This is a genomic window from Treponema sp. (assembly GCF_052169735.1).
Classification (GTDB): domain Bacteria; phylum Spirochaetota; class Spirochaetia; order Treponematales; family Treponemataceae; genus Treponema.
This window is the reverse complement of the sequence record NZ_JBQNBW010000026.1, coordinates 1-15,809: the sequence shown is the minus strand read 5'-3', so window position 1 is coordinate 15,809 and position 15,809 is coordinate 1. Positions and strand designations below refer to the sequence as shown.

Annotated in this window: 11 protein-coding genes; 4 read left to right on the top strand and 7 right to left on the bottom strand. The window is 45.1% G+C overall.

From position 1 onward, the window contains the following. Window positions 1-24: 24 nt before the first annotated feature. Together flgG and ACTTJ8_RS05835 are read left to right on the top strand one after the other, a co-directional pair. Window positions 25-819, top strand: a complete 795-nt coding sequence (gene flgG / locus ACTTJ8_RS05840; protein WP_442716820.1) for a flagellar basal-body rod protein FlgG — start codon at window positions 25-27, stop codon at window positions 817-819. A gap of 23 nt (window positions 820-842) precedes the next feature. After that, a complete protein-coding gene (locus ACTTJ8_RS05835) occupies window positions 843-1,376 on the top strand; it encodes a rod-binding protein (protein WP_442716821.1) in 534 nt (177 codons plus the stop codon). Between the two features lie 176 nt (window positions 1,377-1,552). Here ACTTJ8_RS05835 and ACTTJ8_RS05830 read toward each other — a convergent pair whose 3' ends face one another. The 5 genes from ACTTJ8_RS05830 to ACTTJ8_RS05810 all read right to left on the bottom strand — a co-directional run bounded on the left by ACTTJ8_RS05830 (window position 1,553) and on the right by ACTTJ8_RS05810 (window position 10,202). Then, window positions 1,553-1,693, bottom strand: a complete 141-nt coding sequence (locus ACTTJ8_RS05830; RefSeq protein WP_442716822.1) for a hypothetical protein — start codon at window positions 1,691-1,693, stop codon at window positions 1,553-1,555. 246 nt (window positions 1,694-1,939) lie between these two features. Next, complete coding sequence (locus ACTTJ8_RS05825; RefSeq protein WP_442720596.1) at window positions 1,940-3,631, bottom strand: hypothetical protein; 1,692 nt, start codon at window positions 3,629-3,631, stop codon at window positions 1,940-1,942. Continuing rightward, window positions 3,628-5,220, bottom strand: a complete 1,593-nt coding sequence (locus ACTTJ8_RS05820; protein WP_442720595.1) for a hypothetical protein — start codon at window positions 5,218-5,220, stop codon at window positions 3,628-3,630. The genes ACTTJ8_RS05825 and ACTTJ8_RS05820 overlap by 4 nt, the downstream gene beginning before the upstream one ends. Window positions 5,221-5,268: 48 nt before the next feature. Next, window positions 5,269-8,691, bottom strand: a complete 3,423-nt coding sequence (locus ACTTJ8_RS05815) for an Ig-like domain-containing protein (RefSeq protein WP_442716598.1) — start codon at window positions 8,689-8,691, stop codon at window positions 5,269-5,271. Between the two features lie 23 nt (window positions 8,692-8,714). Beyond that, the gene (locus tag ACTTJ8_RS05810; protein WP_442720594.1) at window positions 8,715-10,202 is read right to left on the bottom strand and encodes a hypothetical protein; all 1,488 of its coding nucleotides are present in this window, start codon (window positions 10,200-10,202) and stop codon (window positions 8,715-8,717) included. Window positions 10,203-10,640: 438 nt separating this feature from the next. Here ACTTJ8_RS05810 and pcnB point away from each other — a divergent pair, with 438 nt between their 5' ends. Together pcnB and ACTTJ8_RS05800 are read left to right on the top strand one after the other, a co-directional pair. After that, complete coding sequence (gene pcnB / locus ACTTJ8_RS05805) at window positions 10,641-11,798, top strand: polynucleotide adenylyltransferase PcnB (protein ID WP_442716596.1); 1,158 nt, start codon at window positions 10,641-10,643, stop codon at window positions 11,796-11,798. 55 nt (window positions 11,799-11,853) lie between these two features. Next, on the top strand, window positions 11,854-13,518 hold the full coding sequence (locus ACTTJ8_RS05800; RefSeq protein ID WP_442720593.1) for an ATP-binding protein: 1,665 nt from the start codon (window positions 11,854-11,856) through the stop codon (window positions 13,516-13,518). A gap of 78 nt (window positions 13,519-13,596) precedes the next feature. Here ACTTJ8_RS05800 and ACTTJ8_RS05795 read toward each other — a convergent pair whose 3' ends face one another. After that, window positions 13,597-14,913: a sodium-dependent transporter gene (locus ACTTJ8_RS05795; protein WP_442719859.1), complete on the bottom strand. Its 1,317-nt coding sequence runs from the start codon at window positions 14,911-14,913 to the stop codon at window positions 13,597-13,599. Window positions 14,914-15,564: 651 nt separating this feature from the next. Then, window positions 15,565-15,809, bottom strand: a 245-nt coding sequence (locus ACTTJ8_RS05790) for a hypothetical protein (RefSeq protein ID WP_442720592.1), incomplete at its 5' end; no start/stop codon positions are given.

Sequence of the window (15,809 nt, the reverse complement as noted above, 5' to 3'; positions counted from 1 at the left end):
CTCATCCTAGTGAGGAGATAAAAGATGGTTAGAAGTTTATGGACTGCCGCAACCGGCATGAACACACAACAGGCGAATATTGATACGGTAGCAAACAACCTTGCAAACGTAAACACCAGCGGATTTAAAAAGCAGCGGGCGGAATTTGAAGATTTACTCTATCAGACAATACGGGCAGCGGGAACTCCGGCTACCGAAGATACCATTACACCGGTCGGGGTTGAAATGGGACACGGTGCAAAACTCGCAGCAACACAGCGCAATTTTGAGCAGGGGTCACTGCAGCAAACCGGTGTGTCAACCGACCTCGCCATTGCAGGAGAAGGTTTTTTCCGTGTGCTGCAGTATGACGGAACCTACGCCTACACACGGGATGGTTCGTTTAAGGTTGATGCAGACCGTCAGCTGGTAACCTCCAATGGGTTACGCTGTCTGCCGGAAATTATTTTTCCTGAAAACTATATCCAGCATACCATAGCGATCAGTCAGGACGGCCGCGTTTCCGTACGGGTCGGAGAACAAGATGATCCGGTAGAAGTCGGACAGATTGAACTCTACCGCTTTCAAAATCCGGCAGGGCTATCCGCTCAGGGCAGCAACCTCTTCCGTCAAACACCGGCATCGGGTCAGGCTATTGCCGGACGACCCGGCTTTAACGGATTCGGCAAAACGGAGCATAAGTTCTTGGAAATGTCAAACGTTTCAACGGTAAGCGAAATGGTCAATATGATTGTTGCACAGCGGGCCTATGAATTTAACTCAAAAGCGATTCAAACCAGCGATAATATGCTCGGCACAGCGGTAGGATTAAAACGGTAAGAGTCCGTTAGAAAGGAGTACAAATGATGATCAATGCAGTGCAGCACAACAGTCAAACCTCAGCGCAGCAGCCGGTACAATCGGCAAAACGCCAGTCCGGAAAAACGCAGAGCTTTTCCGCGCTGCTTGATTCGCTAAAAACCGACGCAGCCCGTTTTTCTGCCGCGCAGGAAGCAGGCAAATCACAGCTTTCTACCCGTCTGCCCGGCGAATATGTCAGCTCGTTTGAGATCATTAATCCAACCGAGGCAGACCGTGCTGCACAGCCAAAAGGCATGGGGGCTGCTTCTGCGGCACAGCACTCCGGTGCAAATACCACAATCGATAAAACCTCAGAGCTCTATCAACAAGCTCTTGAGCTGGAATCTTATTTTGTCAAAATAATGCTTGATTCTATGCGGAGTACTTTGGGAAAAAATACCCTTACCGGTAAGGACAGTTTTGCCGGAAAAATGTACGATGATATGATGTACGAAGAACTTTCCCGCACGGTTACAAAAAATGCCGGCTTAGGTCTCGCCGATCAAATCTATTTGCAGCTCAACGGACAAGCATAATAGCCTTCTCACAGGACTTAGTCCCCCTCCCTTTAATTCTTAACGCAAACGTGAAGACGCAACCAAGACATTGAATTAAAAGACAGTGTATGGTTTAAATTGACTTTGGTTTCTTTTAATGTCGCCCCAGAGGCGTAAAGAGTGCTGCCTCTTCCCCGCACCAAAGGATACATAACTTAAACATCAATGTGTTCGACTTCAGCTTTACTCAATCCGGTAACTTGTACTATTTTTGTAATAGAATCACCGAGCTGCTTTAATATACGTGCGGTTTCGAGTTTTGCTTGGCGAGATCCGTCAGAAAACCCTTGTTGCATTCCTTCAGCGTAAACACACTTTCAGCAATCATCATCCCCTGCCGTATTTTAGAAGCAGGGTAAACGCATCAGATTGATAATCTCATACTCCACAAAACAAGCGGTTGACAATCATCTGAAGCCGCAAAGCGGCAAACATCCGGTTGGAAAACCGTATGCAACCGTACAGCGGCAACAGTTCGGTTGAAAAAACGCTTATTCTGCGGAACCATTAAAAAATCCGATGCGCTTCCCCCTCATCAGCTCCTACTTCTTCTGTGCGGTTTCAATAAAGCCATCAAGAGCCTTTGTTATCGCATAGCCGAGAACAGGATTAGCGGTACCATTACCATAAACTTTACCATTTGTAGTGGTAGAGCTGCTGCTTCCGGCTACAGATGCTTTAATCTTTCCGGCTGCATCCTTCCACACTCCAACGTTGATATTATCCTCTACAATATCACTCGTTGTTGGGATACAGGTAACTTCCCAGTCGCCGGTAAAATAACCGTCCTTAGCACCGGCAGCGCCTTGGTCAAAACCGGAACTCTTGTCAACAAGGTAAGCAAGTTTTGCATATCCCGCGGAGGGCGAATAGTAGCCGATATAAGGGATGGGCTTTCCGTTTGCAGAAAGTGCAACATCCAACCTGATCTGGCTCCCCGTTATGCCGTAGGAGTCCACAACAGAGGTTTTAAATGAAGCGCCATCATACTTTGACAAGTAAGCATAGTACAAATCCTTTGTATCGGTACTATAGGCTGCAATATGGATACCGCCGTCTTTATCTACTACAAGCTTACAGTATTCTCCAATATTGATTTTATCCCCAAACACATCTTTAACCTCATTCCAATAGCCATCAGGGGTACTAGTACCGGGAGTTTGGGTTCCAAAATGGCGTGGAGGGACAGTACGAGTATGAAACTTCAGCTTAGCAACATCAGGGTTACTAGGATCCGCAATCGGAAAAGGAGGATTATCTGCCGGTATTATGGATGAATCTTCCTTTGTGGGATATTTATTGTAAGTATACTTAAGCTTTTTGCTTGTTTCATCAAACCAAACAAGTACTGCAACATCTTTATCAGCAGTAGCTCCCGGCACAACTCCAAGTGAAAGATAGGTACCGGTGTTATTGCCGGTCGGCTTGATAACAGTACCATCCATATACTTTCCTGCAACAATACTGACATTATCCTGATTGTATTTCTGTATTTCTTTCGTCCATGCCTCATCAACAAATTGCCCGAAAGGTTTTATCGGAAACTGAGCTGCAGCCGCTCCCGATTTCCAATACCTCCTCGCCCAAATATCAACAGAAGACGAAACGATATTGCCACTAGAGTCCGTCATTTTATATTTCGTGTCAGACGGCTGCCCTTTCCTCTCGTTCCACGTCATGGTAGACTTGAGTGTTCCGGCTTTAAAGCGAATCTGATCGTTAAGATTGTCGTAGTATGCAAGATAGAGCCGTGTATCGCCGTTGTCGGCATTCTTTGCGACAGCAAGCGAGGGATGCTGAATCCGGTTTTTATCCAGAATATTGCCTCCCTCACCCTTCATATTACCGATCTGTCCGATCTTTTCAAGCCGCAGTGCATACTCTCCCGAGTAGTTGTATCCACCGCTTCCCCATTGGCTGGTTAGATAATCCAAATTACTAGCCTGATTCCGATCAGAGTTCATATCTTGAGCTACGACCACACCGTGAGAGGTTCCACTGCTGTCGTAGACAAAATCAATTTCTCTGAATTCATCATTATTCTTATGCCATTCCTGATAGGAATTATTTTTTCCTTTACTCATACTGAAAAACTCAGGACCATTTGCAAAAGCAAAGCCGATTATACCGTTTGCCGGATTAATACGCATAACTGGTTCAGCGACATAGCCGCGATCTGGAAGGGCAGCCTGACTGTTAAACTGCCACACATCCAACTCAACATCGTCGGTCAACTTATCGTTGTTTGCGGTTTTTTTGCCTTGTTGTAGTCTTTTGCATTGTCGTTCTTATTGTTGATTGCCTCAATACCGTTCACCCTGGCTGTTAACGTGCCGCTTTTTGCGTCAGCAGGCAGTTCCAAAGTCCATTCGTTCTCCTTTCCCGATACGGCAGTAAGATTCTTAGACGTACTGCTATCTGCACCTTTAACTACCGCACAGACAGCTCCTGTAGAATCAGCAGCCTTGAGGTTAAAGCCCTTGACGGTAATGGTAGCCCCATCCTTAACGGGATAGCATCCCAAGGCAGTACGGGCATAGAGGTCGGGTTCGGTATCGCCGCCTATAGAAAGCGGGGTTTCAATGCCGGTGATATAGGGGACGATATTAACCTTAAATTCCGGAGCATTATAACTGGGACCGGTAGTACTATAATCGACAGGATATAAGTAATAGTCCTCAATCTCTTTCGGAACATTAGTAAGCCGCCACTCTACAGTACCGTCATCATTCACGCGGTTTATCGTTACAAGATACGAATGTTCATCCTTAATCAGCCGTAAGAACTGCCCCTTTACAGCAGTATCGCCTGCAGCTAATTTTAAGGATTGTTCGTCAGGGCGCTCTTGAGCGTTTTTGGGCACAAGAGAACCTGCTGCCGTACTGACGCTCGTAACACTATCATGCTTTGCAGCCGCCTTAATCTCCTTGTTTACAGCAGGCGTGCCGGTATCCCATACATATTCCCACGCAACCCAGTGTCCATTTACATCAATCCGTTCATCCGTAACTTCCAGCTTAGGAGAAGAAGTAGAATTCCATCCGGCAGCGGTATAATCTGCTGTTACCGTTACTTCGCTTGCACTCGATGCCGTATTGGGAACGGTCAGCTCTAATTTTGTCAACCGTGCCGGATGATATGCCGTACCGCGCACGACAACCTTACCCGATACATCGGAAACACCCTGGCTGGGATTACCGCTGCTATCTACTGACACACGGGCAATTTCTATGTGTCCGGCTGCATCTACAATTCCGTTTGAATCCTTAGTTCTGACAATACTGTTATCGCTCTCACCGTTCCAATAGAAGGGTAAAATCACTACCTGCGGCTGCCGGGTGTCAACGGTTTTTACGCCTAGAGTTACAAGGAGCGTAAGCCGGCGCTCCGTATCGCCGGTAACATCTCCCGTACCGGTATTCATTGGTGCAGCTTCGTCACGCAGCACAATAACAAATTTCTTTTCCTTACCCTCAGGGAATACAGGATTTGCTCCCGTAAAATCAGCAGAAGATAAGTCAATAGCATTTGCGGTAAGTGTCCCACGTTTAATCTTTGCACCAGCGATTATATTGCCGTCATCACCGGCTGCGTAAATTTCATAGGTGCGGGTAGTCCCCCGTCCATCAGTTAATTCAAATTCGATCTGCGATTTACCTCCATTCTTAAAGGCAAACTGCTGATGGATATCCAACTTTTGCGCATAGTTTTTCTTATCATTTATGTTAGAAACAGCCCCGCCTCCCGTTACGATTTCAACTAATCCCCGCTTCTGCACATTTTCATAATTGCCATTATAATCCAAGTCGGTTTTAAAATGCACTTTTGCTATTCTAAGAGGGTGATTACGGAGATACACCGTATCGCTTGCTTAAGTTCCGGTATTGCCTGCCTTATCAATCACATCCATTGTAAGCGTTTGTACACCGTCAGCAATATCGAATGTCTTAAGCGATTCCTTAAACCGGCTGAAATGACCAAGCTCGCCGATAAAATTTTTTATAACAAGCTCTTGATTGGCTATAGCGGTCTTTACCTCTTTTACTCCGGTACCCTTATCGTAAACAAAACCTTCTACCTGATAAGAACCTGAAGCAGCCGCATCGTACACAATGGGATATTTCCGCACAAGCATATACATCGATTCGGTGTTGCTAAAAATATCTCCCTGATTAGCATAGCTGATATACCCATCTCCTATTCCTGTTATCTTAATCGCTTTTGCAGACTCATCTTTGGTTTCTACAAAAACATAGAGATCGTCGATACTCATACCGGCTTTTGCAGTAATAATATTATTTGCGTTTGCTGCAGAGAAGTTTCCGGTACCGATCTTTCCCTCAGGTTTGCCAAAGACAACGGCAGGATTAGCTTTATCGTACTTAAGATTAAACTGCATAAAACTCGTTTTTTTACCGTCGGTCTTATTGTCAGTTATTGTAATCTCAACACTCAGTATCTGATCATCGTCTTGCAGATGAGTAAGCTGAATGGGCAATTCCATTCGATAACCGTTCGTAATTTTTGTAAAAATCTTATGATTATGCGTTCCGCTCCCGCTTTTTTCTACAGGAATAACCGCATCGGGAATCGCTTTTTCGCCGGTCTCTCCAGTCCTTGTACCGATAGCATTAATATACGAAGCACCTTTCGTACCTGATTTCAGGGTAATTTCACTGATGTCATTAGACGAAAGTAATTCGCACACCAGCATATCACCGTCCTTTACTGCGATATTATTAATATAAGGTACAGGATGCGGATTAGCCGGATCGGACGAAACGCCCGGATAGGCATCGGCATCACCGGGTTTCTTGCCTTTTTGAAGCCGCTTAACCGCTTTACCTGAAGCATAAGGCACGTTTTTATCAAAGATGATTTTACGCTTTGCCGTCCACACGGTCTTTCCTTCATCATTTTCTGCCTGAATCTTATAAAAGAGGGTTACACTACCGTCCATGCCTGCGGGAATCATAGCAGAGGGATTATCAGGATCGGTTTTCTTCCCTTCAACAAAGTCATTGGTATCAACAATAAAGCTCCATTTTTTCAGATTATCGCCATCCGCTATCGGAATGCCCTTCCCATCCGCAGTTAATGCCGCAAGAGGATGCAATACGGCTGTAGAATCTCCATGAGCTTTCAGCTTTGCTGTAAACTTATCATCAAAGGATTCGGTAGTAGAGAAACTGACATACACCTTTTTAATCTTACCCGCAGCAGGATTTGCCGTTTGCACTAATCCTGAAAATTGCACAATACCGCCGACCGTTATTACTTCCAGTCCGTCATACTGAGGATTTTTGTTTCCCGCTGTCCACTTTTCTTGACTCGGCGCCTGAATATCAATAATCGGCAGTTTCCCGTCGGAGGCGATCATAATATAGAAGGTTTGTTCCGTCGTATTGTCCAGCTTATCTTTTGCCGTAATATACAGCGGAATCTTAAAGACTTTTCCATTTGCCAAATCAAGTATATTTTCGGAATTATATTTTTCCAGCACATAGGTATCATTTTCACAGTATTTTTCCGCACTTGCAATTGTAAGCGACCATCTAGCAGTACTTAACAGCTCAAAGCGATCCGTTGCCAAAAGAGGACTCCTATTCTTACCAATTCGGCATGTATACGCAGGATCGGTTTTTGGGCGCATTCCTACCCCATCATCCGTAAAAGAACCGTTTATAACCGTCCTGCCGAACAGGTGTTGTTTTGACCAATTATCAACACTATCGGACGCTAAATGCTTTGCATCGGGAAGAGGATTGGTCAAGGATATCTGTGGTCCCAGTTCATCTATTATCACACGCCCTGCCGAACTTGTTATTCTCTTTGCCTTAAGCGTAATGGTGTATTCCCCGCTTGCAAGACCAGCCTTGACAGTATATTCCGTAGGAGCTGCACCGGCTTTATCTGTGACTTTCAGCATCGATGAGGAAGTCGTCCATCCGTCAAAGAAATTACTGTAACCATCAGCCTTGGAGGCAATAACAGTATCACCCTGCTTTACAATAATATCCTCAACCTCTTCCGTTCCTAATGCACCGTCAACATAACAGCCTAATTGTATCTTAAATGGTCCCTTCCGTATCGGTGTCCCGCTATCGCTTATACCGGAAACAGGAAGAACTTTAATAGCAAATTCAGGTATTTCCGAAAGCACTTTGACAGACCTCTCCCACTCCTCAGTATTTCCGGCGCGATCGGTTATCCGCAACGTTACTGTTTCCGTGTTATTTACAGCTATAGGAGTAAAACCGTTAAACGTATAGTTTGTCCCGGATTTTTCCAGCGCAACCAGCTTCCATGCAGGACTGGGATCGGAGGCATTTAAGCTGAATTCAACTTTTTCAACCCCGCTGCCGGTATCCTTTACCTCGCCTTTCAATGTTACCGGTGTTTCATAAGTAGTAATTACCGTTGAAGAAGAACTTGTAAGATGTTCTTTTCCTCCTATCATCACAGATGTAAACTCAGGCTCATCTTTATCGACAAAGAGCGTAACCGTTGCAGAAGCAAGATTATCTGCCTTATCCTTTACTGCTATGTTAACAGTATGTCTCCCCGCCGACAAAGATGAAGTATTAATATTATGTTTCCAAACATCGCCCGTATCTTCTGCCGCTGGATGACCGTCAATCGTAACTCCATCTATTCCGTGCGTATCTGCAGCTTTCACGTTGACTGTTACGGAATTTTTGTTGGTATAAACGGTATCTCCGCTTCTTACCCCTTCCGTATCACCCACTTTCAGTTCGGTAATCTGCGGATTCGCCGCATCATAGGTAAACTCAAGCTCTTTTGTTGCAGGATTCCCGAGCGTATCGTTTGCCGTGAGCGTAATTTTATAGCGGCCTTCTCCATTCGTAGGGCTGTCTACTTCCCACTTGTTGTCGGCTGCAGTAGGAGTTGTATGAAAGGTAAGCAGATTTTCCGTACCCCCGTTATAGGTATAAGCGGCACTCAATGTAGCATAATCTACACCAACACCCTCATCATAAATATCACCTTTGATGACTGGCATCTGTATTACCTTATCCGATACGTTTGCACTGATCACCGGTCCGTCGGCATCATAGTACAGCTGATATTCCTGTATCAGCGAATTTCCTGCTGCCCCATCGTTTGCCTGTACGGTAATGCGATGCCCGGAGCTTTTATCCTCCTCAAATTTAGCCTTCGGTAAGGTAATAGAAACAGGAGAAGCGGAATACGGTATTGATTGTTGATAATATCTGTTACCAGTCGAATCAAGCGGATCGCTGTTATCGTATGATGGTGCAAGGGTACACACAACCGTTCCGGTCGCTGCATGGTTTAATACAACATCAAAAACTGCATTACTACCCTTTCCAATATAGAAGCGTCCCGCCTGGGGGCTTTTCCATTAATCTGCGCGATGCTCACTGCGGGTTTGGCGCCGTTTGTTATCAGCTTAAAGATATATTGCCCGCCGGTTTTATCCTTAGGGTCCGGAACCATGGTATGATCCGGACTATCGCTTTGATCGGAACCGCGTACTTGTAGGATATAATAGCTGCCGATATTAAGATGTTCCAACGTAACGGTAGCTACATAGCTACTGCCTGAGTTTTTAATATCTGCTACCGGAATGTTCAGCTTTTGAATATAGCTTTGCAGTGTTTTTGCCCCAGGATCGCTGTATAAGTCCGTATCTTTATTGACATCGATATTCATACGCGAGCGGAGTTCAGCAGCGGTATCAGCTTTAATCAAATAAAATGCATATTGTTCTGCCGGATTGAGCGGGTCTTCATCGAAATTGGTAGAAAGTTTGATATTGATCTTAGAGCCGGTATATATTTCGTCGTATTCACCGGATGCAATAGGAGCTGTTGAACTGACATCTATCTGATGAGGTGAAAAACCTTCAACGCCATACTTGGGGTTAATCGACGGGTTCAGTATAAAAGTTCCATTACGTTTACTGCCGGTGCCTACCTTTATTTCGGGGTTTTGCAAAAATTTTACAGTTTCTTCAGCTGTCCACCTACTTCCTTCGGGGGGGGGGGGGGGAAAAGAGCGTTCTGAACCGGTACCATACATTCCAACCTGCATTATCGCATAAACATCTGCCGGTTTATAACGGCTTTCATTGAGCATTCTATAGAGATCGTTGTACAAATAATAGGTTGAAGTGCTGTTACCTTCGCCTGTTCCTGTAGTTTTTGACGGATCGGTATATTCCCGTGCACTATCGCTGAGAGTTATGGTGTAAGAGTACGGCTGCGGACCGTTTGCAGCAGTATCTCCGTAGATAGAGCGGTAAAAGCTTTGCATCGGGGTAAAAAACGAATCAACCGTTACATTCAAACTCTTCGGCACATTATACAGCACGGCAGGAGAACCTTTCGGGTTACCTGCAGCATCTTTTGCCGTAATAGTCAATTTCTCTACATCACTTTTATCATATATTTGCCCTTTAAGAGAAAATTTATCGCCGAAGATGTCTGCCTTGGGGTCGGTATAAGCTGCTGCAGCCGTACTGGGGCGGCTCAAAATTAACAAAGGAGGGGTGTTATCTATGGTAAATGCGCTCTCTCCGCGGGTTGTCTTACCGGAACTGTCTTTGACAATAATCCGTACCGTATAAGAACCGTCTTTAACCGGATAATCATGCCCATCACGCCTGTTAATGACAGCACGCCAGCTGTTTGAGTCGGAACTCTTCAGATCGAAAAAATCAACCTGTCTACCTTCAGAATCCAAAATAGTTGCCGTTACCGAGGCAACACTCGTATCGTCAGTTGCCTGTACCGCAAAAATAAAATCGCCTTTAATCACTGCTCCAATAGGCGGATAGATGCTGTGAACTACCGGATCGTTAATATCGATTGAACTGCCTAAACCGATATTGTTTTACACGTAACCAACAATGCGGCAAAACAAACCGTTACGAAAGCGAATAATTTCTGACCTTTGTGTATTTTTAGCATAAAAGCCCTCCTTTGCGTGAAAATGTTCAGCAAGCGTTTACGTATGCACAGCTTCTCCTCAGTGAAACGGCATCATCCAAGCGTATAGACACCTCCATATCATCTATCGGCACAAACCTCTAAAAACTTTAAATAGCGCCATATTCATTATAAAAAAACTCTATAATAATACAAGACATGCAGGCTTTTTCCCTGTCATCCGTGTAGAGAGGTGATGTACACATACCGCATCGAAGTTGTTGATTCTTGACAGAACGATAAATTCACGGCACAATAATAGACTGTTATGTTAGTACGGTACACACAAGGTTCTTCAGGTAAAAACGCTGCAAAAGCATTGATATATACAGAAAAAGACCATGGTATCAAACCGCAAAAAGTTGATAATGAGGCTATTAGGATTGTGAGCGGTTTGCGTAATGCGGGTTACGAAGCCTATATTGTCGGAGGTGCAGTCCGCGACTTGCTCATCGGGAAAACGCCTAAGGATTTTGATATTGTAACATCGGCAGAACCCGCCCGAATCCGCAAAATATTTAAAAACTCCCGGCTGATCGGGAAACGATTCCGGCTTGTCCATATATTTTTCGGCAAAAAAATATATGAGGTTTCTACGTTCCGCTCACTGGAAGAAGGGTCTGTCGGGAATGTCTTTGGTACCATAGATGAAGATGTGCACCGCCGCGATTTTACACTGAATGCACTGTACTATGATCCGCTCAAGAACATCATTGTAGATTATGTGGGCGGAGTTCACGATATCCGTGCTAAACAGCTGCGCCCAATTATTCCCCTTTCCCGTATCTTTGTTGAGGATCCGGTGCGGATGATCCGCGGTGTTAAGTATGCTGCCATTACCCGCGCAGCACTGCCGTTTTTTCTCCGCTGCCGTCTCCACTATGACGCGCCCCTGATTGAATACGTATCTGCCTCACGGCTTACGGAAGAAATCACTAAAATACTGATGAGTGGGTATGCTGCGCCCGTTTTTAAACAGCTCTTGCACTATCGGCTCTTTTTGTACCTCCAGCCTTCCGCGTTTGCTTTTATTGAAGATACGCCGGATTTTGACAAACGCTATTTTGCCAGTATGAAAGAGCTGGACGGTCTGATTGCCGAGCATAAAATCCAGCGGCAAGGACAGGCTCTTGTGTATTTTATCCGTGACTTTTTGCAGCTCATTACCGATTGGAAAGGAGAGCCGCGCTCGGTTTATAAAGATGTGTATGCAGAGTGCCGTCATTTTGTGCTGCCGATGAATCCCCAGCGGATAGAACTGGAATACGCAGTCAAATACTGCCTACGGAAAGGCGGTTTGGATATCCGGCTTACCGGAACTTCTAAGGCAAAGGACGTACCTGTCCGCCGATCCAGAGGCACACCACGTCAAAGCAGTACCGGCAAGCAGCCTGTACGCTCTTCAGGAAAAAAAGGCAGCAAATGAATTAGCAGGAAGCTCAAGGATAGGCTTAATAGGATAACCCTGTTATAATACTGTTATGAACATGATCCGCAAATTACCGATCGGCATACAAAGTTTCGAAAAACTCCGCCGAGACCGTTGCCTTTACATTGATAAAACTCCGTTTCTGTGGCAGCTTGTACAAGTGTCAAGCCCCTATTTCCTCAGCCGTCCGCGGAGGTTTGGGAAAAGCCTCTTTCTTTCAACCCTAGCAGCCTATTTCCGCGGGCAAAAAGAGCTGTTCAAAGACTTGTACCTTGAAAAAGCGGAAGAAAAACAGGCAGCACAAGAAAATCGAACCCCATGGCAAACATATCCGGTGCTGTATTTTGATTTTAATACCGGACTCTATGATAAAGAACAGGCTCTCGCACGGCAGCTCAATATGCTTTTAAACCAATTTGAGGAAATCTACGGAACAAATAAAAATGAAGAAGAACTTTCCCATCGTTTTGCCGGAATTATCAAGCGGGCATATCAGCAAACCGGCAAGCAGGTTGTTATTCTTGTAGACGAGTATGATAAGCCGCTTCTGCAAACGATGGGTGTCAATGAAGAGCTGAACGAACACTACCGTAATACGCTCAAATCATTTTACTCTGTCATTAAAACCTGTGATGAATATATCCGCTTTACCTTTTTAACTGGGGTAACAAAGTTCAGCAAGGTCAGCATTTTCAGCGATTTGAATAACCTCCGTGATATATCAATGGAAGAAGACTATGCCGGTATTTGCGGTATTACACAAGAAGAGTTGGAGACGAACTTCCAACCGGAGATACAATCACTCGCAATACGGCAGAATATGGACTATGCGCAGGCATTAGCAGCCTTAAAGCAGTGGTATGACGGCTACTTATTCCACCCGGCAGGGAAAGGAATGTACAATCCCTTTAGTGTACTGAGTGCCTTAGTCAAAAAAGAGATTAAAAGCTATTGGTTCGGTACGGGAACTCCGACCTTTTTAGTCAACTTCTTAAAAGAAGCGCATTATTATATTCCCGATCTGGACGGAAAGGTTGAACTTGATGAAGAAGGCTTACAAACCTATCGGGCGGTTGCTCAAGATGCATTGCCGATTCTGTTTCAAGCAGGGTATTTAACGATTAAGACATACATCCAAGAAGCAGGGATGTATCGGCTTGGCTTTCCGAATAATGAAGTCCGATATGGCTTTTTGAAGAATCTGCTGCCTGCGTATTCGGGACTGCCGTTTGTGGAGACGGGAAAATCGGTATGGAAGTTTGTGGAAGATATTCGAGCGGGGAATGTAGAAGGGGTTATGGAGCGGCTCAAGGCGATCATTTCCGGTATTGCCTATGATAGCTTCACAGAAGAAAACTTGAAATTGCGGGAGCAAAACTATCAAACAGCTGTGTATCTCGTCTTTACACTGATGGGGCAGTTTGTACAGACGGAAGTACATTCCGCTAAGGGAAGAGCAGACTGTGTACTCAAAACGGTTGATGCTGTTTATATCTTCGAGTTTAAGCTCTCCGGCAATGGCAGTGCGGAAGATGCCCTGAACCAGATAAAAAAGAATGGCTATGCGGAAAAGTACAAGGCTGATGGAAAGAAGATTGTGCTGATAGGAAGTTCTTTTGACGAAGAACTAAGAACGATCAATGATTGGAAAACAGATGTGCTGGAAAGCAGACACTGTTATTCAGAAAAAAAAGATCGCAAAAACACTGCGGACTAAGCTTTGAGCATCTGCAAAAAAATCAGGTATCGATTTTTAGCAGATGCCTCATCAGCAAAGCCGCTGCAATCTTACGCTTTATAAACCGCCTAAAAAGATACCCGCAATTACCAAGAGCAGACACACCGGCACAAATACATACTGCATATACGGCGCGTACCACCTGCCGATCTTGTGCTTTGCATAAAGATTGATATTGTCAAGCGCTTTCTGTGCGCCGTATACCCAAAAAATCAGGAAGCCGGCAGTAACAGCAGCAAGCGGAAAGATAATGATAGCAACGGTGTCGGTAAAAGTACCAAATACGTTCATATCAAAGTTGAGCGGAATAGCGATGCACGCTGCTAACAGGGAAATAATAAGCGCTGCTTTTTTACGGCTGAGTGAAAACTTGGATATGAGGGACTCAACCGGCACTTCAAGCATAACAATGGACGAAGTAAGCGCTGCGAATAACGCACAGAGAAAAAAGAGCGCCCCAAACACATATCCTGCCGGCATATTGACTACAATCTTGGGGACTGTAATAAAAAGCAGAGCAGCTCCCGCCTGCGGATTAATTCCAAGCGAAAATGCAGCCGGTATCGTAAACAGGGCGCACATAACCGAAGCCAAAAGGTCAAGCCCTGCTGTTTGGCAGGCTGTTTGCGGAATATCTGTTTCTTCCGGCATATAGCTTCCATATACCAGCATCGCAGCTCCGCCGAGGCTCAGGGTAAAAAACGCCATACCGAGGGCGTATATCCAAATACGGAAATGGCTGAGCGCTTCCCATTTGGGTGTCAGCATTGCCGCAACCCCATACAGTGCATTCGGCAGTGTGAGCGCCCGTATCACCATAATCATAACCACAACATAGAAAGTTGCCATCATCACCGTAGTAAAGCGTTCAATCCCTTTTTGAATACCTAAGCTGACAATGAGTGCGGTAACAAGAATTGCTGCAAGTGTCCAAGGAATATTCGCAGGTGTTCCCGCAAAGGATGAAAAGAACCCTTCTTCCATAATAGGAAAACTATTTGCAAGCGCAAGTACCAGATAGCGCAAAATCCACCCGATAATAACCGTATAAAACGAAAGAATGCCGATTAAAGCCGCAACAGGAAACCAGCCGATGCCTTTGAGGATGGGATTGTTTGTTTTTTCAGCCAACACTGATTCAAAAGCGATAACAGGGCCCTTCCTCATTTTACGTCCAAAAGCATACTCCCCCATTAGTCCGAACGATGAGAATCCGAAGAGGAAGAACAAATAGGGGATAAGAAATGTAATACCGCCAAATTCTCCTAAGCGGGCAGGAAACATCCAAATATTTGCCAAACCCATTGCTGAGCCGACACAGGCAAGCAGAAGTCCGATCTTTGTTTTAAACAATTCTCTTCTTTGTTTCGCCATAAACCCCTCAACCGTCATTATTGAAATGATAAAAACCCAAAAAATACAGCAATACTCCATGCCGTTAAATAACAAGGCGGCATAATAGCACAAATTACGGTTTATTGGGAACCGCTACAGCTTTCATAATGCATTATTAGCTTCTTTAGTTTGGGCGGCTGGGAATGTCCCGAAAGTAACCAAGTTTTGGGACATCCCCACCGATCTCCGGCTCCAATCTTCTCCCCTCTACGGCTTGTTTTACGCCGGCTTTTCCGGTAAACCTGCAAAGCCGGCCTTCTGGTTATTACAATCGGGGAGAAGGATATCCGCCTCCGCTCATGCCGCTGAGGAGCTTAGGGTGGAGCCCCCAATGCAGTCTACGTCGAGGATTATTTTCAGCAGCGGCATGGACGCCATTGTTCAGAAATGTACGTCCGTGCACATCGGTAGAGAGGTACACGGATATATAGTTTTGACGGTAGATATGCCGTATCTCCAGCGCTTTTGCAAATAGATGGTACAAATACGAGGCACGAGCACAAATTAACCGCAGGTCTGTTGAAAAGCGTACTTCCGTGTACGCTTTTCAACGACAAGTTTTTCTAGTGAAAAACTTGCTACTGCGTGGAACCACGGACATCCCTGTCCGCTCTGATACGTTGAGAATTTTCAGCAGCGGCACGGATGCCATTGTTCAGAAATGTACGTCCATGTACATTTCAAAACTGCGAGTTTTTCATAAACGAAAAACTCGATACTGTATGAAACCACTGCCATCCTGTCAGAGAAGCGATGTTTCGCGGTGACGCGAAACTCGTAGTCAAAGCTATACACGGATGTATAGCTTTGACGGTAGATGTGCCGTATCTCCAGCGCTTTTGCAAATAGATGGTACAAATACGAGGCACGAGCAC

Excerpts from the sequence above, each read along its gene's own strand:
- flgG (WP_442716820.1), top strand. The coding sequence starts at position 25 with ATGGTTAGAAGTTTATGGACTGCCGCAACCGGCATGAACACACAACAG.
- ACTTJ8_RS05835 (WP_442716821.1), top strand. The coding sequence starts at position 843 with ATGATGATCAATGCAGTGCAGCACAACAGTCAAACCTCAGCGCAGCAG.
- ACTTJ8_RS05830 (WP_442716822.1), bottom strand. The coding sequence starts at position 1,693 with ATGCAACAAGGGTTTTCTGACGGATCTCGCCAAGCAAAACTCGAAACC.
- pcnB (WP_442716596.1), top strand. The coding sequence starts at position 10,641 with ATGTTAGTACGGTACACACAAGGTTCTTCAGGTAAAAACGCTGCAAAA.
- ACTTJ8_RS05800 (WP_442720593.1), top strand. The coding sequence starts at position 11,854 with ATGAACATGATCCGCAAATTACCGATCGGCATACAAAGTTTCGAAAAA.
- ACTTJ8_RS05795 (WP_442719859.1), bottom strand. The coding sequence starts at position 14,913 with ATGGCGAAACAAAGAAGAGAATTGTTTAAAACAAAGATCGGACTTCTG.